This window comes from Mycetocola sp. TRD_SC_2 (genome assembly GCF_055361225.1).
Genome location: NZ_CM143954.1, coordinates 2,409,729 through 2,431,870 on the forward strand (window position 1 = coordinate 2,409,729; position 22,142 = coordinate 2,431,870).

Below are 22,142 nucleotides of genomic sequence, written 5' to 3' on the forward strand. Positions count from 1 at the left end.
GCGTGACAAAGCACACACCTCATGAATTCTATCCGCTGGGTAGATCGCGGTCAAATGGCGTCACACGGTGGGAACGAAGATCGCCCCGTTGTCAGAGAATCCTTCGACGACTCCGGCGATGTCGAACGGCAGCTCGCCGCTGGTGGTCGTGCCTGCTCCCTCAGCGGAGGCTGTCGCCTTGGCGGTTCCGTCCGTGTCGCTCGTGACCGACCATCCGCCTGCGCTGTACTCACCGACCGTGAACGTCGGCTTCGTGACCGTCCATACGATGTTGGAAAGCTTGTAGTTTCGCGGGTTCGTCGCGAAGAACGGGCAGCCCTCAGGCGCGAGCTCCTTCGAGGCGATGCAGGCGTCGAGCCAGGTGTTCACGGCATCCGTTGCCGCCGTCGTACCGGCTTCAGTGAGGGCCACAGCGAGCTGTTCCGCTTCGACGGTGTCTGCTGTGAAGCCGATGACAGAGGCACTGGCCGGCTCAGCCTCAAAGAACTCGCCGTCTCCGCCGAGGGCAACGGAGTAGGTGCCTGGCAGTGCGCGCAGCTCAGCCGCGCCCTCGGCCAGCGCCGAGGTGGCATCCAGACCGGCAACCTCGACCACCGCGTCCTCGGGTGCGGCAACGCTGACCGCGACGGTCCCGATGGGGGGTGCGTCGAGCTCCCAGACGTCGAAGAGCACGGCGTCCTTACCTGTCTTGGTGAGAGTGAACTCGGTGTCGTACTTCTCGCCGCCCTGCGTGATCGAGGCTTCGACGGTTGCCGTCTCATCCGAGACGCTCGATTCGCCGATGGTGTAGCGGGTGATCCTGTCTTCGACGTTCTTGTACGCCTCGTTTGTGAGCAGCAGGTCCGTCTTGTCAACCTTGACCTTCGCGAGCTTCAACGCACCCTCGGCGTCGCCCTTTTTCAGGGCGTCGAGGTAAGCCGCCACCGGGAGGTGGGGGGCATGCGCGGCGTTGCCGAGGTTGATGCCGACGATGCCGCCGACGATGAGAAGCAGGAGAACGACGCCGCCGGCGATCCAGGGCGCTTTGCTGCGCTTCTTCTTCGGCGGAGTCGGGCCGAGAGGGGGCTGACCGCCCATGGGCGGGTAGGCCTCGGTCTGCGCCGAGCCTCCTGCAGGGTACGCGGCTGTCGGCTGCGCGGACGGCGGGTATGAAGCCGTCGGCTGCGCCTGGCTGTATGGGTTCTGCGGCTGGGCGGCCTGCTGGTTCTGCCCGTATGCACCCGGTGACTGCTGGCCCTGACTGTAAGGGTTCGGAGCGACCGGCGGCTGCTCACCCGTCGGGTGCTGGCCGGATGCGTTCTGGGAGTACGGGTTCGGCGGAGTCTGGGCGTATGGCGGCTGCTGTTGTTGCTGCTGCTGCGTGTACGGGTTTTGCTGCTCCGGCGCGACCTGCGGCTGGGAGTACGGGTTCTCCGGCGGCTGCTGGGCCGGTGGCACTTGCGAGAACGGGTTCGGGGGAACCGGCGGGGCAGCTGGCGGGTTCACCGGGGGTTCCCCCCACGGTCCGTTGGGCTGCTGTCCGTCGTTGTCGTTCGTCATGCGGTCCCCCGTTGTCGGTTTGCAGGCTGTAGCCATACCCTAGCGACCCGCCCGACCCCAGCCATAGGGGCAGAACTACCCACCGGAGCGGATGCCGCGTGTCACCACGACGGCGGCGAGTCCAGCTCGAGCGTCAGATCGGCGAGCAGCGCCTCGATCTGCGGCTCGACGTAGAGGGCGACGGCGGCCTGGATGCGTTCCCGGTGCGTCTCAACGGAGATGCACACGAGTTTGCCCGCGTGAATCGCGCACTCGTCAGCGAGCCGGATCTCGGTGCGGAGAGCTGCCTTTTCGTCTTCGGTGAGAGGGACCGGCAGCTCCTCGTCGTCGGCCGGTTCGTCACCGGCGAGGCCGGCAAGGGTGAAGAGGTACGGTTCACCCGGAACAGGCTCGGGGTCCACCGGCAGCCCGTCGAATTCGGGGTCGAGCCCCTTCTCGGGCCGGTACTGGCGTGCCCGCCGCAGGTCGGCCTCGTGCAGCTCGCGCTGGAGGAGCGGGAGATTCCGCTGGGTGTAATCGTCGACGATGTCATCGACGATGGCTTTGATCCGGGTCGACAGCCCGTGCTGGACGGCATGCGGCACATCGTGGTCGAGCCCGACGGCGGCCATGATGGGCGAGCCGAAGCAGCGCCGGCAGAGCCTCGTCCTGCCCCTGTGGGTGGAGGGTTGCCAGCGTGGCAGCCAGCGCAGCCACGCGTCGACTGCCTGGCTCACTCGGGTGTCGAGCGACCGGTCCATGACTCCGAGAGTACTCGCCCTACCGCTCCCACGGCCATAAGGGACGCGCCGGATGTTCCCCGCCGCTCGCGAGAACGAGCATGTACAGGGCGGCGATTCCCGCCGCGAGGACGCCGACGGACAGGCCGTACCAGCTCACGGCGGAACCGGCCGCGAACATGACGATCGTGAACAGTTGCGCAGTGGCCACCGAGTAGGCGAACGCTCCAGCGAGTACGTAGACGACGCAAGTCACGAATCCGATCAGGACCGCCCGCCCGAGGGGCAGCTTCACCGGGTCTCCCGCCCGTGAGTGGATGGCGATGCGCTGTTCCCGCTCGAACCGCCGGGCGATTCCCAGCAGGTAAAGAAGAACGGTCACCACGGCGGAAGCTGTGGCGAAAGGGCCGACGAGCGGGCCGGCATCCGCCTGGGTCACCACGTCGGTGTCTGTCAGGAGGCTGACGAAACCGAACGCGCACACCACGAGGGCGAAGTAGAGCACGGCGGCGAACGCGATCAGAACGTAGGGAAAGGATGCCGGCCGGCCCGGGTCGCGCATTCCCTGGCTGGGATCCAACATGGGTCAGTCGAAGGTGATGCGCACGCGATACTCGCCGAAGCGCACATCAGCGTTCGCTGGTAGGGGGGTCGCGACCTCGGGAGTGCAGAGGGTTTCGGCGCCGTCCTCGTCGATGAGGACGGTTCCGTTCGTCGAGTTGAGGTCGAGCACCCAGACCCGGCCGTCCGAGAAGCCAAGCACCGCGTGGGTCTTGGAGACGCTGCGTTCGACATCGTGGAGTGTTGCCCGTTCGGTCACGCCGTACCCGTCCTGGTGTTGCGGGTCCCTGCCGACGATGATGCCGTGATCGAGCGGAAGGACCTGCCCGTCCGGCAGGACGAGGCGCGGGTTTCGCTGCGGGGTTGCGACCGGCGCGGGGGCGGTGACGGGAGCGCTCGGCTCGTTCCGGATACCGCCGGTCGGCGTCGGGATCGGGGCGAGCCCGAATTCCGGTTTGGCTACCGGAATGGGGACGGCATGATCCGATGACGGAACGGTGTCGAGAGCAGGTTCCATGCCCGGCGGCATGCCGATCTTGCGCACCGTCGGAGCCGGGCGAGCCGACGCCGTGGCGTCCGGGGCCTGGGCCGGCTCCGGCGCCGGGATGGAAGGAGCTGGATCAGCCGGCGGAACAGGAAGCGGGGGGCGCGGAGGAACCGCGTGTCCATTCCACTCGGTGACGCCGTCGTCGGTCATTTCGTCCCTCTGTCCGTCTGGCTTTGCGTTCTCGCGCGACCCCGTTGTTTGGTGCCGGGAGCGGTGAGCCGTTCCGTGACCGTTCTCGACGAATGAATCCGGAACCTGCTCTTCTGTCGGCGCCACCAGCCTACCTCCGCGGCTGCGGCACCGGTCGAGGATGTCGTCGTCTGCCAGAGCTCGTCGATGTGCTCCTCGGAGGCATCCCTGCCGGCGAAGACGGCCTCGTCCGTGCCGCGAGCAAGGCGGGTGAGAATGGCGAGCCCTCCCGGGCTCTCGACGGAAGCATCCGTCTCGTTTCCTGGCGCTCGAAGGGACTCGACCTGGCCGCCGAGGCTCAGGGCGATCATCCGGCGGGTTCCGGTCTCCGGCAGTACGTAGCCGACCTCGGCGTATCGGTCGAGCAGTTCGTCCCAGGCACCGGCTGCGCGTGCGTCGGCCGTCCCCGCTTCGAGGCGGCGTCGCATCCGTCGTCTCTTCATCGCGGCGACGATGGCGAGCGGCACGAAATAGAGGAGAAGCGGGATGCCGATGGCACCGGCGAGGATCCAGACCCAGAGCGGAACGGTGAAGGCGTCGTCGTTCTTCTCCTCGTCTTCACTGTCGTTGATGTCGACCTCGGTGAGCAGGTCGTCGTCGGGCTTCTCCGCCCGCGGTGGCTGACGCACCTGCGGCTGCGGTTCCGTCTTGGGTTTGGGGTTCTGATCCTGGGGGATCTCTTTCTCGTCAGGAGTCGGGGTGAAGCTCACCCAGCCGACACCGTCGAACGGAACCTCGACCCAGGCGGTGACGTCGTCGCCGGTGACGGTGACGGGCTCGCCCTCTTCCGTACCCTCAGGCGCGAAACCCATCACCACTCGGGCGGGGTAGCCGAGCGACCGGGCCATGAGGGCGAACGCCGCCGCGAACTGCTCCTCGTCGCCGATCATCTGATTGCGCGTGAAGAGTTCCTCGATCCGGTCGGCCCCGTGGCCGGCGCGGGACGGCACGCTGTCTGAGGCGAGTCCGTGGCTGAGGAAGCCGTTGATCTTGATGGCCTGCTCCATGGCACGGAGCTGGTCGATGGGGCTGGCGGCGCTGCCGACGTATTCGGCGGCCTTTGCCGCAACGACGTCCGGCACCCGCTCGACGAGAGGCAATTCGACTGTTGCGACGGGGACGTTACCGAGCGCGTCGTCGCTGAACTCATCCTGCACGTTCGAGGTGAAGCTGTAGCCGTAGCCCTTTTCGACACCGGACGTGATGACGGTCGTCGCAGTCTCAGCGTTATAGCGCAGGTCCTGGGTGGTATCGGTCGGTTCCGTCGGAAGGCTGATCGTCTCCGGATAACCGACGACCGGCAGCCAGACCCCTGAGTAGCCGTCGACGGTGATGGTCACCGATCGCCCGGCGGAGGAATCGAGCAGGTCCGGTGTGGGCAGCTCGTCGCCGACCAGGCGGAAGGAACCGGAGCCGTCCGTCTGTTGCGCGGCGCCGGAGACATCCCACAATCGCCCGTCGTAGCTGTCCATGACGGCGAGACGAATTCGGTCGGATGCCGTCAGCCCGGTCGCGGAGAACAGCTCGGTGTCGCCCAGATCCTTCGTGTACTTGCGGAACCCGCTCAGCGGGCTCGGGTAGTCCTGGGGGTCGAACGGGGGCACGACCTCATCACGGAGCACGAACCTCGACTCGGGCGCGGGGACGAGGATCGAGCCGGCGACCGCTGCGACGAGGATCGCTGCCACCGCGACAATGGCGCTCCCGACCAGCTTGGTCCGGTTGATGCCGCGGCGTTGCTGGAGGCTCGCGTTGGTCGCTGTTCCGCGCCGCCAGCCCAGCCAGAGCAGGGCAAGAACGGCGAAGGCGATGCCGCGCACGACGGCGAGGAACGGCGTGCCGGTTCCGTAGAGAACGCTGAGCAGGTACAGCGCGAGGGGGCCGAGAAGCAGAACGGCGAGGCGACCGGCCGAGCGGTCCTTGCGCGGGAGCCAGCGAAGCACGAGAACGGTCGACACCAGTCCGACGAGCCACGCCGCAGCGTACGGAAGCACCGTGATGTAGTCGGGAGCGCCGACCGGTGCGGCGAGGGTGAGCATGTCGTTCCAGCCGAACACCGCGCCGAGAGCGAGACCGCGAAGGGTCGTGAGGCTCGGCAGAACGGCGAACAGCGCGTACCCGGGCATCGCGAGCGCGCTGCCGAGGAGGAAGTACAGCGCGATCGCACCGAGCCCGGTGAAGAATGCATTGAGGCGGAACAGGTGCGAGAGGTAGGCCGCGCCGGTGCCGACGACCAGACCGCCGAGCCCGGCGAGCAGGTACCCGTTATCGCTGAACGCGGGTGCGAATCCCCAGATGCCGAGGGCGGAGAGCACCGTGATGACGGCGAGGTCGCGCCAGCTGGCGGGAGTCACTGTGCCGCGTTCGAGCTTCGGAGACGGCTGTCTCGGTTGCTTCGGTGCCTTCGGCTGCTTGGCTGCCTTGGGCGCCTTCGCTGCCTTCGGCTCCTTCGGCTGCCGCGCTGCGCGGGGCGGCTTCTGCCCGGTGGCGTCGCTCATACCGCCCTCGCCATCACGCGGGGCAGGTCGCCGAGTGCACCGATCGTCACGATCGACAGCCCGGCGACATCCTGCACGCGCGGCCGCGAGCCGTGCTCGATGCGGAGCGCGATGACGTTCGTCTCTCCGCCGAACAACCGCTGGATCGCCCGGTAATCCGGAGCATCCATTGCCGACCCTGCGACGATGACGACGACGCTGGGGGGCGGCAGGCGTTTCGTGGACTCGCGGGCGAATTCGCGCGGCGTCGCCGTCGATGCGACGATTTTCTCGACGCGGCAGCTGTCGTCGAGGAGCGAGGTGACCGAGTGGGTCTTAAGGATCCTGCCCTCGGTGACGACGCTGATCTGGGTGCCGTCGCGGATCACCTGCGCCCCAATGGATGCCGTGACGGACACCGCCAGTTCGAACTCGGCGTCGTCGGCGTAATACCGCTCATCGCTCGAGTGAATGATGGTCAGCTGGCTGCGGCGCGACTCCTCGAATTGACGCACCATGAGCTGCCCGGTGCGGGCGGAGGTCCTCCAGTGCACGTATCGCACATCGTCACCGGTGACGTAGGCGCGGAGGGCGTGGAAGGAGATGTCGTTGTTCGTGATCTTCTTGGTGACCTGGCCCTCGAGGTCGCGGACGAGGCCAGCGGCCGTCGGGTGCAGCCGGGTGGTGACGGGGTGCACGAACAGTTCGATCCGGTCGGTCCAGCGCACGGCACGGCGGAACAGGCCGAGCTGGTCACCACGGACGGAGACCGCGGGGCCGGCGAGGATGACGGCACGGCGGTTGGTCGGAACGGCGAAAAGCTCTTCGGTCTCAGCCCCCGGTGCAAGCGCCCCGATCGAGAACTCGGCGAGACCCTCACCGACGGGAACCTCGAGTGTCGTGGCGGTCGACACCTTCTTGCCAGTGTTGGTGACGAGCACGCGCCCGATCGCCCGCTCCCCCACTGTGACCCTTCGCGGGTTGAGCGCGATGTCGACTGCGTAGGTCGCGCGTCCGATGAGGAACAGCGCGGCAACGGCGAGGGCGGCGAACAGGGCGATCGACACGACCGTGAGTTCTGCCCAGCCGAGGATGAGCCCGGCGACGAGTGCGACGATCGCACTTGCAAGCACGAGAGCACCCAGACCGGAAACGACCGCGAGGTAGGGCGAGATCGTGCGCCCCAGCCAGACACCCCACGACGAAACGATGCCCCAGAGCCAGGTGAACGGCGCACCGGACTTCCGCCCGACCTGGCGCAGACGAGCGACGGTCGCGGAGCGACCGGCGCGAGGTGTCGCGACCGGCTCCGGCGAGGCGGGCGTCGCATCCGTTTGCGGGTCGACAAGCAGCGCCTCATCGGGCTCGCTGGTGACTGCGGTGGTCATCGGGTTTCGGGGGCTCGGTTTCAGGCTGCGCGGTACGCGGGAACGGGGAGGTCGACGAGGATGCCCGCGACGACATCCTCGGCACGCACGCCGGCGAATTCGCTCTCGGCGTCGACGATGAGCCGGTGTGCGAGCACAGGAACGGCGAGCTGGTTGACGTCGTCGGGGGTGGCGTATGCGCGACCGTGGGCGAGCGCCCAGGTTTTGATCATGCGGGCAAGGGCGAGACCGCCACGCATGCTCGAGCCGAGAGCGATGTCCTTGTGGGCCCGGGTGGCGTGCACGATGTCGGTGATGTACTCCATCACCGAGCGGTCGACGTGAACAGCCGATGCCAGCTGCGACATGGCGGTGAGGGACGCGCCGCCGATGATCGGGTTGATCTGCGCGGCACGCGAGCGGTTCGCTGAATCGAGCAGCAGGTCCACGGCGGTGGTGCGGTCGGGGTAACCGAGCGACGTCTTGATGAGGAAACGGTCGAGCTGCGCCTCGGGGAGCTTGTAGGTTCCGGCCTGCTCGACCGGGTTCTGGGTGGCGATGACCATGAACGGTTTGCCGACCGGGTAGCTTTCGCCGTCGACGGTGACGACACCCTCTTCCATCACTTCGAGGAGAGCGGACTGTGTCTTCGGGCTTGCGCGGTTGATCTCGTCGGCGAGCACGACCGAGGCGAAGATCGGGCCCTTGTGGAACTCGAACTTGTTGGTCGACTGGTTGTAGATGGTGACACCGGTGACGTCTGACGGCAGCAGGTCTGGGGTGAACTGGATGCGCGAGTTCGTTCCCTCGAGCGTGTTCGCGAGTGCCTTCGCCAGCACCGTCTTACCGGTGCCGGGGAAGTCCTCGAGCAGCACGTGACCCTCGGAGAGCATGGAGGCGAGAACGAGCTTGATCGTTTCTTCCTTGCCCAGGATCGCCAGGCCGACGTTTGACACGAGGGAATCGAATGCCCCGGCGAACCACTCTGTCTGTTCTTGCGTTACTGACACTGCTGTCTCTTTCGTTGGGGAGGAAATCTGGTGAACCGGAAGCCGATCAGGGGAAGGAGTATCCGTCGCTGGGGGTTCCGTTGACGAGGACCCGGATACCGCACGAGGCAAGCTGCACTTGTGCGAAAGCGGTGAGTTTGTGTGACCCGGTGCCATTCATCGGAACGCTGTAGGTGCGAGAGACGTCGTACCAGTTGCCACCGCTGCAGTACTGCGGGGTGATGTTGAAGGATCCCCCCTGGTAGTCAGCCCATGAGAAGGCCACGAGGTAGGTGTTGGACACCGGCCGACCGGAGGGGTCGTTCCGCGTCTGGGGGCCATCGGTCCCGTAGACGTCCGTGATCCGTGGGTTCGGCGGCGGAGGCGGTGGTACGTTCTCGACCGTCACGCTATTCGATACCTGTCCCCACGCGCCGCAACCGCCCTGCCCGCAGGCCTGCACCCGCCCCTTGTTGTACGTTCCGGCGTCAACCTGGTTCGTTCTGGTCGAGGTACCGGTAACGTTCCCACTCCCAGCACCATTTACCTCCCAGTTGTAGCTTGTGATGCTTCCACCGGTATCTGCCGGGCGTCCCCACTGGAGAGTGAGCGCTGTTTTGGCGTAGCTTCCGTCATGCACCAAGGTGACGCCCGTCGGCGCACTGGGCTTTCCGTAGGACGTTGCCGACGCAGAGGGCGACGTCTCGCTATCGCCGACCTTGTTCGTCGCGACCACCGTAAATGTATATGTGGTGCCGTTCGTACCGGCGAAGGAGAGGACGTTACCGGCTTGCCCTTGCTGGACGACGTTCCCGCCTCCTCCCGTTCGCGTCACGGTGTAACCGGTGATCGCAGCGCCGTTACTCGACGGTGACGGGTTGATGGTGACTCGGATACGATCCGCCTCTGCGACCAGCGTCGGTGCCAGCGGACGGTCCGGTGCGCTCGTCACCATGACGTCCGCACGGCCCTGGGCGTGCCGGTTGGGATCTTTCGTCGCATCCTCGATCTTGTAAATGATGCTGATTTGCTGTGTTTTGTTTGGGCCAGGCGTGATGATGAGGTTCGGTCCGCTGATGCTCACTGTTGCGTTCGCGCCGTTGCTGACGTCGGCGGAGAGAATCTTGAGGGGCGTGTCAGGGAACGGGTTGAAGTCGTTCTGCAACACGTTGAGTGTGACGGGCTTGCTCGAGCGACCGTCGGGGAAGGAGTCATCGACGGCGGAGGGCATCGGCCGCGAGGACGACACCACCCGAACGTGGACGGTGCCAGGCACAGTGAACTTTTTGTACGTGATCGTGAAGTTGAGAGTTGTGGCGGTTCCCGGCTGCACACCGAGCGGCGCTGACACGGTCAGGGTCGAGCCGGAGAGCCCCGCCTCGATCCCGCCGGTTGCGGCAGTGAGGCCGCTGTAGCTCAATGCAGACAGGACGTCGGGGTTCGGGTGGTCGCTCGACTGCCGCAGGTCGATCGTCTGGGCCGGCTCGCCTGCCTCAACCGTGAGCTCAGGAGGCGTGAACGTCGGGGGGACGTCCTTCTGCTCCGGGTCGCCGACCATGATGGGCAGGACGAGCATCGCGACGCCCGTGCTCGATCCGTCTGACGCTTCGAACGTGATGCTCGCCGGTCCGCGGTAGTCGAGGAACGGGGTGAATGTCAGCGTCTGGTCGTCGACGAAGTTCGGGGTTCCGTCGCTCTTGATCGCACTCACCGTGTTGGCGTCGGTGATCTGGATGTCTTTGCCGGACGGAGACTCGGCGATGTCGGAAAGCTTCCACGCCTTCGTCTCGTTCATGTCGACGTACTGCGTGGGCAGGTTGAGTTTGATCCGCGGCGGAAGGCCATCGGAGAACGGCGGCACGACGATGAACGCAGCAGTGCTGAGGTCGTCGGCAGTGTTGGTGAGCCGGTAGGCGATGGCCGTCCGGGCATCCCCGAGCGTCACCCTCACCAGTCCGTTGTCAAGCAACTGGGCACTGCCCTCGTTAGGACCTTCGACAGAGATCTCGAGGTCATCGACCCGGCCACCCGAGTTGTTCGCACCCTTGGTGACGTCGATGTCGATGGACTTCTCACCCACGACGTCCTCGGGTTCGACGAGGTGATCGATCGCCGTTGGAGGGGCGATCGTCGCGTCCTCGGTGACCCGCACCTGAACGAAAGCGGTGTCGAATCCGCCCTGGCCGTTGGTGATCTCATAGCGGACGACGAAGCTGGTCTCTTCGTCAGGCGCCTCGATCTCGACAGCATTCTTGTTGCGAACCTTGGCGACGATGCCGTCCGGCACGTCCTTGAGCTTCTTGCTCACTTCGATCATGTAGCCGTTGGGGTCGGAGTCGTTTCCGAGCACCGGAACCGTCGCGACCCGGCCAGGCTGGACCTCGATCGTGTCGTCGACCGCGATCGGCGGGGAGTCCTGATCCGGGCGCTCGATAACACCGATCCGGACGACCCCGAGGGCCGTTGCGCCGTAGACGTCCTTGACTTTGTAACTGAAGACGTCGGTGCCGGCTGATCCGGGAGCCGCCCGATAGGTGAAGCTCGTGCTGTCGGATTCGACGACGCTGCCGTAGGCCGGGGCGCTCGCGAGACCGTCGAACACGACCGAGTCACCGTTGGGGTCCAGGCCGTCGAGCGGCACATTGACGGTGACCTGGGAATCGGCGAACACGCGTGCGGTCAGCGTCTTTGGAGCGGGCTCCTGATTGTCGTCCTCGTCGGCTGCGACGACCGTGAACGTGACGGTCGCGACATCCTTCTGCTTGAAGTCGTCAGTGACCGCGTATGTGGCGGTGTACACGCCGGGTTCGCGAGGTGCCTGGTACCGCACCCGGTCACCGGAGACGAAAGCAAGTCCGCCTGTGACGGGCTCAGCGAGTTCCGGTGCGAGAGTCATGACCGCGTTGTCGGGGTGGACATCGTTGTCGAGTACGGGCACACTCGCGATGTCCCCGGCGCGGACGGTGACCGAGTCGTCGGAGGCGATCGGAGCCTGGTGCCGGGTGAGCGGCGGAACCGGAACGATGGCGACGGTGGAGACGGTCTCGTTTTCGCCGTCGGAGACGGTGTAGCTGAACTGCAGCTGTTCGGTCACCGCGGCGCTCGAGGTCACCCGAACGACGGACGAGTTGAGCACCTCGATGGAGAGGACACGCGCTTCCTCGGGGATGTCGAGGGAACGGATGGCGAGGACCTTGCCGCTCGGTGACACGTCGTTGGTGAGCACGTTGATCACGGTCGGCTCGTTGGGGCGCAGATACCCGGTGTCGTGCACCGCGATCGGGGGTTGCACCTTCTCGGGAACGTCCTTGACGTCGACCCGGAGCATCCCGATGCTTGTCGCCGGACCGGCGCCGACGGTGTACTGGATGTAATAGGTACCGGTCTTGCCCGAGACGATCTGCATCGAGTTGGTGTCGGGCTTCATGGTCACCGAAAGCCCACCGGCCAGCGCTTCAGCGCCAAGGAGTGAGAGCTGCGCACCGTTGGTCGACAGGTCGTTCGCGATCGGGAATGCCTCGACCGGTTCGCCCACAAAGGTTTCGACGTGGTCGGGGGTACCGACCGGATTGAGGGTCCCGGCCGGTTTGACGTCGACGGTGAAGGTTCCGGATGCCGTCTCCGTTCCGTCAGAGACGACGTAGACGATGTCGCGCGGGCCGAGCTGCCCTGAGGTGTGGGTGACCGTGACGAATCCGTCGTGGGAGAACCGGACCTGGTCACCGGTGTCGGATGCCGCTGACTGCAGAAAGACGTCGTCGCCGTCGGGGTCTCGCCAGTCGATGAGCGGGTTGTAGGTGATCAACTGGCCCGCCTCGACCGAGACAGCACCCTTGCGCTGCTCGACCGGGGCGCTGTTCGCCTCGGCGGGCATGATCGTGACGCTCACGTTGGCTTCGGCGACGCCACCCGGGCGCCCGTCGGAGACGGAGTAGCGGAACGAGACGGTTCCGGCTTTCTGTTCCGGGTTTGGGGTGAACTGAAGGGCACGGCCGCCGTCGATGAATTCGATGGTGCCGGACTCGGGCGCGAGGCCCTGGAGGTTACGCCCGATGGTGAGGACGTCGCCGTCCGGGTCGGTGTCGTTGTCGAGCACGGGGAGAATGGTGCTCTTGCCTGGACGCGCACCGAGGTCGTCATCGCGCGCTATCGGTGGACGGTTTTGTTCGGTGCGGTCGGCGAGGGTGTCTTCGAAGGACTGCGTCGACGCCTTCTCGTCACCCTCTTCGCCGTCTTCCTCCTGGGGAGGAGTGACTTCTTCCCAGTTCTTGACGAGACGCATGTTGGCGTCGACGAGCCACACCTCGCCGGTCTGCAGGTTGTTGAGCGCGATGACGTTGCGGTTGACCCGGAATTCGAGGGTGGCACCCTCGGCGAGTGGCTCGATCGCCTGCCGCGACGGGGATGCGTCGCCACAGACGGCGAGATAGGCACTCGCGCCCGACCAGGCGCCGTGGGCGCAGCCGTTGAGGTTCACGGGTGAGGAGATCTCGCGCGGCTTCGTCACGGCGTTGGTGATGTTGGCCTTGATGGTTTGCGGGGTGTCGTTGTTGAGCCGGGCACGCAAGAGCGAGGACCCGGTGGCGACGATCACCTCACCCCCGGTCGCACTCACCTGCTGGATCTTGAGGCCCTGATCGGGGAGCGCGATGGAGTTCTCGGCATCCGTCACGATGCGGTTCTTCTCGAGGTCGAGAATGACGGCCTGCTCCCCCGCCGCCGTCAACTGGTATTCGGTCAGCGCGGGCAGGTCGGTGATGGTGGGGTCGCCACCGGCACGCGGGAAGGCGTAGAGCTTCTTGCGCTCGGCGGATACCGCGAACAGGGTGCCTTCGCTTGAAACGACCGCCTTCGCGTTGTCGCCAAGCTTCGTGATCGGCTCCGTGTCGATGGTCGAGAAGCGGAGCTCATCGGCCGTCGGCGTCACCCAGAGCTCGCCGCTGTCTGGCTCGAGGATCGAGAGGGTGGTGTTTCCGAGCGACAGTTCGGCGTTCGGCGGCAGGTCTGCGCGCTCGATCAGGGTCGTGAATGCCGAGTCGATGCGCTCGACGCTCGACGCCGAGCGGTCGTGGAGCAGCACGTTCTCACCGTTCTGCAGAACGTCGATGTCGTTGGAGACAGTGGCGACCGAAGCGTTGAGCTCTTCGATCTGACGGTTGAGGCGCCCGGCCATGAGTTCGGTGCCGTTGGTGACCCAGACATCCCGCGCGCTGAGGTCGACGTCGGTGACCGGGAACCCCTCGTGCAGCACGGCGACGGTGACGGGGACGGCTACGAGGACAGAGAGTGCGACGACGGATGCCGTGACCTTGCGTCCCTTGAGCCAGCTCAGCACGCTGTCGTCCCCCCACGAGTACTACACAGTAAAAAGCGGACACCCCTGTCCGGCGCTCTACGCTAACACGCCGGGGTAACGGGCATTTCATGGCAATGCATGGGATCGGCGCCACGCGAGATTGCACTAGCGACCCGAAAAACCGCCACGAGAGGGTCTATGGGGTCACAACTGCAATCTCGAGTGCAAAACGGGGTCAGGTCGTGGGTGGGGCGGATGCCTCGCGGTCGAGGAGCACGAGGTCTGCGGTATCGACGAGGCGCGAGGAAACCGCGTATTCCACGAGGCGGGCACGGCGACCGGTCGCGAGTTTGCCGCGGGCTCCTCGGAGCCCGCGGACACCGATGCGGTCGAGCTTGTCGCACACGTTGTCGAGTTTGCGGTTGAAGGCGGTCTGCGTCCAGCCGAGCCGCGCCGCGGCATCCGCTGACGCCGGGATCTCTCCCCGTCCGGGCGAGTCCTGCTTGAGCACGTTTTCGGCGAGCGCGACGATGAGCAGTCGCTGGCTGCTCGTGAGGTGCACCGGACCGACCGTGGTGGTTCCCGCCTGCATCGTTGTCATCGACGTTGTGCCGAAGTACTCGGACTCCGAGTGGATGGTGAACTCATATGTGGTCGACCCGGCGCTGAACATGACCTGCAGTTCAGGGAAGACGACGGGAAGCCGGGCACCGGGCGCGAGCCACGCCTGAACCTGGCCGGTGGTGTCTGTCACGGTCGCCGCAAGCAGGTTACCGACGTTCGACAGCCACCACAGCCCGTTCTCCTGGCTGATGGAGAGGAACCGGCGGTGCAGGAACGGGTTCTCGTCGATCACGAGGTCCGATTCACGACCGACGAAGAACGGTTCGCCCGGGGTCAGGTCGTACCATTCACCGCAGAACTCGACGCGGGGAGCTTTCATTGGCTGCACATCTCCAGTGGCTCGGTGGACGTCTTGCCCGAACTGCGGCGGATCGACACCTCGATGCAGACCTCGTCGCCGTTCGTCACACCGTCGATGGTCACCGACTCGTCTTCGGTCGACACCGGGTTGCCGGTGTCTGACCCGTCGCTGCGGTGCCACATGTACCGGTCGCCGTCCTGCGGGTCCGGGTTCGCCCAGGTGAAGGTGAAACTGGTGCCTGCCTGGTTCGGCGCGACCGAGACCGAGTCTGGGGTGGGAACGCCGACGGTGATGATGTCGGATGTCGCGGTGGGGGTCGGTTTCGGTTCGTCGCCCTCCGGCGCGAAGACGAGGGCCGCGGCAACGACTCCCCCGATCACGAGAACGCCCGCTGCTCCGGTGAGAATCGGCCAGAGCTTGCGGCGGGGGGCGGGGGTCTGATCGGTTGATTCGGCTTCGGGTTCCGCCGACGCACGGGGCCGGATGACCGTGTTCTCACCGACCGCAGAACCGGAGGGCGACTCGTGGGGCTGGACCGAAGGCATCCGTCGGATGACCGTGGGGTCGGCGCCGTCCGATGGCGCTGGCGCAGCTGGCGTCGCTGCCGGGGGTGCGGCCGGCGCGACCGGCTGGGCGTGAACGGTGGAGACGCCGCGGATGCGGGTGACGTCGCCGGCGTCTGCTGCTTCCTCGTCGTGCACGCGCTCGAGCACGGTGAGGTTCGGCACGTCGATCGCCGTCGGCGCGTAGGAGAGTTCCATCTCGACCCGCTGCAGGGCCCGGGCGAAGTCCACAGCCGTCGCGAACCGGTCGTCGGCGGAGACGGCCATCCCCTTGTTGAGGATCGAGACGAGCGAACGCGGGATGTCGGCACGCGTGATCGGGGTGATCGTGCCGCGTTCGATCCGGCCGATGAGGTCGACGGTGCCGTTGGGCTTTCCGGGAACCTCGAACGGCGTGTGCCCGACGAGGAGCGTGTAGAGGGTGGCCGCGAGCGAGAAGACGTCGCTGCGTACGTCCGGCTGCGGGTGGTCGTCGAACATCTCGGGTGGCGACCAGGGAATCGACATGCCGATGCTGCCCGTTGCCGTCGCTCCCCCGGCGTTGTTCGCCGCGCGTGTTGCTGCGTTCACGGGCAGCTCGATGTCGACGGCGCTCGAGATTCCGAAGTCGGTGAGGGCCGGCCAGCCGTAGCTGTTGGTGAGAACGTTGGCCGGCTTGATGTCGCGGTGCAGGATGCCTGCGGCGTGCGCGGTCGCGACGGCGCTCGACACACGCACCCCGGTGCGGAGCGCATCGGCGACGTTGAATTGTGCGCGCTTGTATTGCTCGGCGAGGCTCGGGCCCGAGCAGTACTCCATGACGAAGTACGGGCGACCATCCGGAGCGACGGCTGCATGGTAGATCGTGACGATGTACGGGTGTGCGGACAGCTGCGCCATGAGGTTCGCTTCGGCAACGAACGCGGCCCGCGACGTGTCACTGAGGTCGTCGGATGCGAGGACCTTCACGGCGACGAGGCGCTTGGGAAGCTCCTGCTCATAGAGATACACATCGCTGAATCCGCCCGAGCCGAGCAGCCGGGAGTACCGGAGGCCTGGCAGTTCGGGAGGCGTCGCGACACCGCGCGCGGCCACGCTTACGCCTCTGTGACGTGCAGGAGCACGTCGCTGCCGAGGTCGATCTTCGTTCCCGCAATGACGGGTGTCGGCTCACCGGCGCGGAGCAGTTGAGGCAGCTTGCCCGGTGCGATCACGTGGGTGCCGTTGGAGGAGTGCAGGTCGGTGACGACGACGGTGTCTCCCTCGACGGCGACACGCACGTGGCTGCGGGAGATGTCGTCACCGGTGAGCGTGACGAGATGAGGAAGAACGGATGCCGGCACGTTCGACACGCTCGGCGCGCGTCCCAGGATTACCGGGGCGGTGAGCGCTTTCGTCGACCCATCGGGGAGCTGGAGCGTGTAGCCCGCCGATTGCGGCGGAGTGACCGACGCGGCCGGGGTCGAGGGAGCAGAGCCTGCCCGTTGCCGGGCAGCATGGATGTCTGACGCGAGCATGGTCCTGCCGTCATGGTCACCAAGGACGGGTGCCGGAGCGGCCGGGGCAGGCGCTGGAGCGGCCGGTGCCGGTGCAGCAGCCGGTGCGGGGCTCTCGGCGCTCGTCGCCGGTGTCGGGTCGGCCGCCGGGGACGCATCGTCGTCGTTCTCGGCGGCGAGGACCGCTGCCGCCCCGACCGGGCGGAACACCGTCGCCCCGAAGAGATAGTCGTAGCCGTCTGCCTCGGGTTCAGCTGCTCCGGTGGCGTTCGCTTCGTTTTCGCCCGACTCCGAAGCATCCGGGTCGTGGTTCGTCGTTGTCGTGTGGAAGACCCGGGTTTCCTCGTGCACCGGTGCAGGCTCCGGCGTTGCCAGGTTCGGTGCGACGGGCGCCGGGCTCGCTGCCGGCTGAGCCTTCTCCGGCGTGGGCGCTTTCTCCGGCGCGGGAGCTGAGCGTGCTCGCTTGCCTGACCTGGCAGCGTCAAGGCTGACCCGCCTTACCCAGGCGGCACCCTGTTCCAGCGGGAGACGTGCCCGGTTGGGTGCGGCAGACGGGTCGACGTCGACGCGGAATCCGGTGGGGTGTTCGATGAGTTGTTCGGTCCAGGTGGTGACGCCCCGCGACGAGACCGTCACTTCTCCGTCTGCGGTGTCGACGATGACAACAGCGTCGCCGCGCAGGATGACCCCGAGTCCGTTCGTCGTGAGATCGCCGTCGACCCAGAACAGGAGGGCGAAGGGACCCGTGGCAGTGAGGCCGTCTGCCGTGAGGATGTCGAGCACGTCCTGAACGGATGCCTCGGGGTCGGCGGTGGCGGCAAGTCGCGCCACACGGTCCGACGTTTCATCGATACGGGCAACAAGAAGACGGCCGGCCGTCGCGACGGCCAGCCAATCGGAAGCTTGCGCAGGTTCGTAGCTGTAGCCGCTCATGTCACCCCTCAGACTCTCGGCAGGGTCTGCTCGAGATAACCAAGCGACCGGTTTTCATGATATCCCGGGCGGGGCGCGGCCGTGTCGACGGTCGAGGAGTCGACAATCAGCACGGTGACGTTGTCATGGGCGCCTGCTTCGAGCGCGAGCTCGACGAGCCGGTCGGCGGGGTCGTCGACTCCGGAGCGGAGAACGGCTTCGATTTGCTCGGTCGACACCTCACGGGTGAGTCCGTCCGAGCAGATGAGGAAGGTTTGCTGGTCCGAGGCCGGCAGCAGCCACACGTCCGGGTCGGCATCCACCTCGACACCGACGGCGCGCGTCACGACGTTGCGCTCGGGATGGGTGAGCGCCTCGAAGGCGGTGATCGAGCCGGCGTCGAGGAGTTCCTGGATCGCGGAGTGGTCGACGGTGACCTGGCGCAGTATGTTGTCGTCCCACAGGTACACGCGGGAGTCACCGATGTTGAACGCCATCCAGTGGCAGTCGGCCTGGCTCGAGAGGCTCACGAGCGCGAGTCCTGCGACGGTCGTTCCCGCGATTCCTGACTGTGCCGCCCAGCTTCTGATGAAGGAGTTGGCGGCCGTGATGGCGGTGAAGACCGCTTCGGGTGTCGTCGGTTCGCCCGGTCGGATGCTGTGCGACAACTGGTGAACCATGGCCTGGCTCGCGAGGTCGCCGCGGGAATGCCCGCCCATACCGTCGGCAACGGCGAAGATCGGAGCCGATGCGATCAGGCTGTCCTCGTTGTGCTCGCGGACGTGACCCGTCTCGCTCCGCCCGGTGACACTGACCGTCACGACCGAGCGTGACGTTGTGATGATCTCTATCTGGGCAGCCATGTTCATGCCATCCTATGGATCCGGGCTGGATGCCTCGATGGGGAGTTGTGCCCATCGAGGCGGCCGACGCGACAGCGATTCGTCATTCGGTCGGGTTCGTGAGGAATTTCGGTGGTGACGGCACCGCGCCAGGCCACGGACCGTAGGCCGTCGCCATCTCGTCGACCTGGATTCGCACGCTCGCGTCGTACTTGTTCTTCGCGTTGACAGACCCCGCCAGTCCGATCTGTTCGGCGAGCGCCTCGAGGTCGAGATCCTGGCCGTCGATGACGAGTTCCACGCGCACGGTCGTGGTGGGTTTCTGATCCGTCGTCGACCACGCTTCCTGAAGCACGTAGTCGAGAAGAGCGGCGGGGTCTGCCGCATACTCCGCTGAGACCCGTGCGAGCAGGAGCACCTGATTCGGTGTGCCCTCTGTCGACGTGGCGATCTCGGCGGACGTGATCCCGGGCAGCCCGGAGATGGCATCCTCTGCGTCGCTGTGAGAGTGAGCAGCTTTCGGCGTGCCGCCCGGCCGCGCGGCGCCGCCGCCGAACGAGCAGGCGCTGAGCATCCCGGCGGCGAGCAGCGCGGTCGTTCCGAGCATCACGGTCGATCGTGTACGCGTTCGAGAAGTCATGGGCGTCTCGCTCCCTGGTCGATGACTGTGCCTTCCTCGCTGAAGAAGTCAGACGCCGAGTCGACGAAGTGGTCGTAACTCGGGTCGCCCATCTCGCTCGCGGCGGCAGCCGTCTCAGCGTAGCGCTCAGCATTGTGAGAGGCGGCAATCCCCGGGGCAGCCGTCTCACCCTCGAGGAGCGGAGCGTCGGCTTGCACGGTCGTCCAGTTGGCGCCGACCGGGTTGCCTCGACCATCGAGTCGAGCGACCGGGTCTTCGGAGTGTTCAAGAGAGAGCACCTCGATGTCGGACGGGATGGGAAAGCGCGCGATCGGTGAGCCGGCGGTCACCACGTGGGTGACGTTGAATGGCAGGGACTCGTCTGCCGCCAGGAGGCCGGCGGTGATGCCCCCGAGGCTGAAACCCTCGAGCATGACCGGGTCGGTGGGGTCGATCCCTGCTGCGACCATCGCCTGTTCAACCGCTGCAGCGAGAACCGTCGGGTTCCCCGCCATGGCGTGCAGGTCGCTGGTGAGGTCATTCGGGGTGGAGCCGGCTTCGGGCGACCAGGCCTGGGTGCTGGGAATCTGCACGATCCAGTGCGGCGGCTCCCCTCCCGCTGAGACCACACGAATACGTGCGTAGGTGTTGTCACCGTCTTGGGCATCGATGCTGTGCGAGGAGTGCATGAGGTCCTCAATACTGGTCGGCGGACTGATCGCTTCTCCTTTCGGTGGCTCCAGGTCGAACAGCTCCACCCCGCCGTCGTCGAATGCTCCGAATTTCTGCCCGCCGCCAATGATGGCCTGCAGCGCCTCTTCATAGGTGCGCGGCGGCCACGGGGCTCCGGTGAGCGACGAGAGAGCTTGATTGATTGCGGGCGCGGTCATCGCTCCGAGGTGCGCCGGCATGAGTGCGGTCAGGTCGAACGAAAGCCCGGTGAGCAAACCAGGTGCGCCGTTTGCGATGACGTCGACGAACCAGCTCTGTTCACCAGCAAGTTCATTGAGGTCCTGCAGCGCGTCGGTCATGGTGTCGGAGAAGTCAGCGACGACATCATCGCCGGAGAAGTTCGCCGCACTTTGCTGGGCGAGGATGATCATCAACGCTGACGGGTCCGTTGCGAGCCAGGGGTTCCGGAGCAGTGCAGCGGCGGTGCCGGCCAGACCGGCGGTCACGGCATCGACCGACTCGTCGATCAGTGCGTCCACCCCCGCTGCACCGGCAAAGAGCAGCGCACCGGCAGCGGTGACGACGACCAGCGGAACGGCGAAGACTCCGACGGTGAAGGTCGCTGCGTTGGCGAGGTCTTCGGCGAGCGCCGCGAGTGTTGAGTCGACCAGTTCATACGTCACGACGGCGCCGTCGAGGAACAACCCGATGACGGTGGCCTCGGTCGCGAGCAGCGCGAGCCCACCGGTGACGTTCGCGACCTGGAGAGCGACGCCTCCCGCGGTAACCGGTGAGAGCACGACGGACTGGAGGTAGTTCGGGTCGAGCAGGACCCGACCGGCGTCCACTCCTTTGCCGGCGAGGTGCCCGCCGAGGTCACGAAGGTTCGCAGCCTGGGTGCGCATGTCCTCGAGGTTGGCGCCGACCCCGCCGACCCCTCCTGAGACCGTGACATCACCCACGTCAGTACCCCAGTCTCGTCGCGACCACGGCGAGGATCTCCGCGGTGATGGCTGCTCGAGACGATGTGCTGACGCTCACTTGCCCGCTCTCGGCGAGCCCGTGGGCGGTTACCGGTCCGGTGCCCACATCGACCCCGAGACGGACCCAGCCCTCGGCCGTGAACAACCAGGCCGGTGCCCACGACGCGCCGGTCGAGGTGTCGTGCATTCGCAGCGAAAATCCACCGGCGATCGCGCCGGCAAGCGCGGCAACGCCCGCGGCGTCGTCGCCCAGCTCTGCCCGCCGGGCCGCTTCCTGCACCAGCGCCGGGTTCCCCGTCCGGGCGGCGAGAACGATCGCTGTCGCGTCAGCGATGCTGAGCACGGTGACCGGCCCGGCCCTGGTCGACGACCGGTCGTCGACGAGATCCAGTGACCGCAGGGTTTCGTCGACCAGGTCGGTCGTGGCGCACGCGGTAATCTCGACCGCGTCTTCGTCGAGAACGCGGCCCGTGGCATCCGTTTCGATGTTCGCGTCGGATGCCGCGACCACTCGCTGGGTGCGGACGAGACCGAGACAGAACCCGCCGGCGACGGACAGTGACTGAAGAACGCTTCTCGACGACCCCCACGCGGCGATGTCGATCACGGTCGTCGCGACCTGCGGCAGGGAGAGCACCGTGCCAAGGGCGGTGTGCAGGGAACTCGTCAGGTCAGGCTCATCCGGGCGGACTCCGGCATTGACGAGCTTGCGCTGCTGGAGCGAGGCCAGTGCCGCCGCTTCTCGGTGTTCCCGCTCAGCGGGCGAGACGGTGTCGTCCCACTCCGACACGAACTCGACCGGAACACGGATCGCGTCGATACGGGACGTGAGAACGTGCCATTCGTCGGCGGAGAGCAGGAAGCGGGTGCGCCGGGCGTCGGCGAGCGGTACCGTCATTCGGCCCATCCGTTTCTTTTGGTGATTTCGGCCGCGTCGAGCCAGTCGATCGAGCCGGGTTCGGGGAGGCGCGGAATGCCGCTGACCAGGTTTCTGGCCTGGTTGACGAGGGCGCCGGGGACTTCTCTGCCGAAGAATTCAAAGACTCTGCCTGCACCCTCCTTGAGCGTCTCGACCGTGTTGCCGACGAGCGTGCTGGCATCGTTCCACCGGTCGGAGAGCCAGTCCGCTGCACTCTCGATGGCGGCTTTCATCGCGTCGACGGCTGCGGCGTGGTCCTCGACCGCCTGGGCAGCGGCATCCGCGTCGTCAGCCAGCGAACCGAGCTTCACGGCTTTCTGCCGGGCTTCTTCGGCGTACTTTGCTGCGGCGGTCGACACCCAGTCCGCGTCGGCCGCACGGATCAGGACGGATGCTTTCTCCCGCAGGTCACTCGCCACTCCGCGCAATTCTGTGGCACGGAGCCGAATCTGCTCAGTGTCGCCGTACACGTCGCCACCGGGGATCGCGCTGGGGGAAGGTCACGTCTCTCACCCTAGGAGCGGCGGCGGGCACAGCCAATGGGTACA

Annotated in this window: 16 protein-coding genes; all 16 read right to left on the reverse strand. The window is 66.4% G+C overall.

Annotation, left to right across the window (positions count from 1 at the left end; all coding sequences use genetic code 11):
- Positions 1-60 precede the first annotated feature (60 nt).
- On the reverse strand, positions 61-1,539 hold the full coding sequence (locus tag ACWA1Q_RS11625) for a hypothetical protein (protein WP_463757514.1): 1,479 nt from the start codon (positions 1,537-1,539) through the stop codon (positions 61-63).
- A 101-nt stretch (positions 1,540-1,640) separates the two neighbouring features.
- Positions 1,641-2,279 carry a spermidine/putrescine ABC transporter substrate-binding protein gene (locus tag ACWA1Q_RS11630; RefSeq protein WP_463757516.1) on the reverse strand — a complete coding sequence of 213 codons (639 nt, stop codon included), beginning with the start codon at positions 2,277-2,279 and terminating at the stop codon, positions 1,641-1,643.
- 19 nt (positions 2,280-2,298) lie between these two features.
- Complete coding sequence (locus ACWA1Q_RS11635; RefSeq protein ID WP_463757517.1) at positions 2,299-2,841, reverse strand: hypothetical protein; 543 nt, start codon at positions 2,839-2,841, stop codon at positions 2,299-2,301.
- 3 nt (positions 2,842-2,844) lie between these two features.
- The gene (locus tag ACWA1Q_RS11640; protein WP_463757518.1) at positions 2,845-3,516 is read right to left on the reverse strand and encodes an FHA domain-containing protein; all 672 of its coding nucleotides are present in this window, start codon (positions 3,514-3,516) and stop codon (positions 2,845-2,847) included.
- Positions 3,513-6,053, reverse strand: a complete 2,541-nt coding sequence (locus ACWA1Q_RS11645) for a transglutaminase TgpA family protein (protein ID WP_463757520.1) — start codon at positions 6,051-6,053, stop codon at positions 3,513-3,515. The genes ACWA1Q_RS11640 and ACWA1Q_RS11645 overlap by 4 nt, the downstream gene beginning before the upstream one ends.
- The gene (locus tag ACWA1Q_RS11650) at positions 6,050-7,420 is read right to left on the reverse strand and encodes a DUF58 domain-containing protein (RefSeq protein WP_463757521.1); all 1,371 of its coding nucleotides are present in this window, start codon (positions 7,418-7,420) and stop codon (positions 6,050-6,052) included. Before ACWA1Q_RS11650 ends, ACWA1Q_RS11645 begins: the two co-directional genes overlap by 4 nt.
- A gap of 20 nt (positions 7,421-7,440) precedes the next feature.
- Positions 7,441-8,409, reverse strand: a complete 969-nt coding sequence (locus ACWA1Q_RS11655) for an AAA family ATPase (protein WP_463757522.1) — start codon at positions 8,407-8,409, stop codon at positions 7,441-7,443.
- A gap of 46 nt (positions 8,410-8,455) precedes the next feature.
- Entirely contained in the window at positions 8,456-13,723 is a 5,268-nt protein-coding gene (locus ACWA1Q_RS11660; protein ID WP_463757523.1) for an Ig-like domain-containing protein, read from the reverse strand.
- A 196-nt stretch (positions 13,724-13,919) separates the two neighbouring features.
- Positions 13,920-14,627, reverse strand: coding sequence for a hypothetical protein (locus tag ACWA1Q_RS11665; RefSeq protein WP_463757525.1), 708 nt, complete (start codon positions 14,625-14,627; stop codon positions 13,920-13,922).
- Entirely contained in the window at positions 14,624-16,246 is a 1,623-nt protein-coding gene (locus ACWA1Q_RS11670) for a protein kinase domain-containing protein (protein ID WP_463757526.1), read from the reverse strand. The genes ACWA1Q_RS11665 and ACWA1Q_RS11670 overlap by 4 nt, the downstream gene beginning before the upstream one ends.
- Before the next feature lie 2 nt (positions 16,247-16,248).
- Positions 16,249-17,580: an FHA domain-containing protein gene (locus ACWA1Q_RS11675; protein WP_463757528.1), complete on the reverse strand. Its 1,332-nt coding sequence runs from the start codon at positions 17,578-17,580 to the stop codon at positions 16,249-16,251.
- A gap of 8 nt (positions 17,581-17,588) precedes the next feature.
- Positions 17,589-18,422: a PP2C family protein-serine/threonine phosphatase gene (locus tag ACWA1Q_RS11680; protein WP_463757529.1), complete on the reverse strand. Its 834-nt coding sequence runs from the start codon at positions 18,420-18,422 to the stop codon at positions 17,589-17,591.
- An 82-nt stretch (positions 18,423-18,504) separates the two neighbouring features.
- Positions 18,505-19,041, reverse strand: coding sequence for a hypothetical protein (locus ACWA1Q_RS11685; protein ID WP_463757531.1), 537 nt, complete (start codon positions 19,039-19,041; stop codon positions 18,505-18,507).
- On the reverse strand, positions 19,038-20,654 hold the full coding sequence (locus ACWA1Q_RS11690) for a lipase family protein (protein WP_463757532.1): 1,617 nt from the start codon (positions 20,652-20,654) through the stop codon (positions 19,038-19,040). The genes ACWA1Q_RS11685 and ACWA1Q_RS11690 overlap by 4 nt, the downstream gene beginning before the upstream one ends.
- Position 20,655: 1 nt before the next feature.
- Positions 20,656-21,573 carry a hypothetical protein gene (locus tag ACWA1Q_RS11695; protein ID WP_463757534.1) on the reverse strand — a complete coding sequence of 306 codons (918 nt, stop codon included), beginning with the start codon at positions 21,571-21,573 and terminating at the stop codon, positions 20,656-20,658.
- Complete coding sequence (locus tag ACWA1Q_RS11700) at positions 21,570-22,064, reverse strand: hypothetical protein (RefSeq protein ID WP_463757535.1); 495 nt, start codon at positions 22,062-22,064, stop codon at positions 21,570-21,572. The genes ACWA1Q_RS11695 and ACWA1Q_RS11700 overlap by 4 nt, the downstream gene beginning before the upstream one ends.
- Positions 22,065-22,142: the final 78 nt, after the last annotated feature.

Coding starts and splice junctions, on each gene's coding strand:
- ACWA1Q_RS11625 (WP_463757514.1), bottom strand. CDS start 1,539: ATGACGAACGACAACGACGGACAGCAGCCCAACGGACCGTGGGGGGAA.
- ACWA1Q_RS11630 (WP_463757516.1), bottom strand. CDS start 2,279: ATGGACCGGTCGCTCGACACCCGAGTGAGCCAGGCAGTCGACGCGTGG.
- ACWA1Q_RS11635 (WP_463757517.1), bottom strand. CDS start 2,841: ATGTTGGATCCCAGCCAGGGAATGCGCGACCCGGGCCGGCCGGCATCC.
- ACWA1Q_RS11640 (WP_463757518.1), bottom strand. CDS start 3,516: ATGACCGACGACGGCGTCACCGAGTGGAATGGACACGCGGTTCCTCCG.
- ACWA1Q_RS11645 (WP_463757520.1), bottom strand. CDS start 6,053: ATGAGCGACGCCACCGGGCAGAAGCCGCCCCGCGCAGCGCGGCAGCCG.
- ACWA1Q_RS11650 (WP_463757521.1), bottom strand. CDS start 7,420: ATGACCACCGCAGTCACCAGCGAGCCCGATGAGGCGCTGCTTGTCGAC.
- ACWA1Q_RS11665 (WP_463757525.1), bottom strand. CDS start 14,627: ATGAAAGCTCCCCGCGTCGAGTTCTGCGGTGAATGGTACGACCTGACC.
- ACWA1Q_RS11675 (WP_463757528.1), bottom strand. CDS start 17,580: ATGAGCGGCTACAGCTACGAACCTGCGCAAGCTTCCGATTGGCTGGCC.
- ACWA1Q_RS11680 (WP_463757529.1), bottom strand. CDS start 18,422: ATGGCTGCCCAGATAGAGATCATCACAACGTCACGCTCGGTCGTGACG.
- ACWA1Q_RS11685 (WP_463757531.1), bottom strand. CDS start 19,041: ATGACTTCTCGAACGCGTACACGATCGACCGTGATGCTCGGAACGACC.
- ACWA1Q_RS11695 (WP_463757534.1), bottom strand. CDS start 21,573: ATGACGGTACCGCTCGCCGACGCCCGGCGCACCCGCTTCCTGCTCTCC.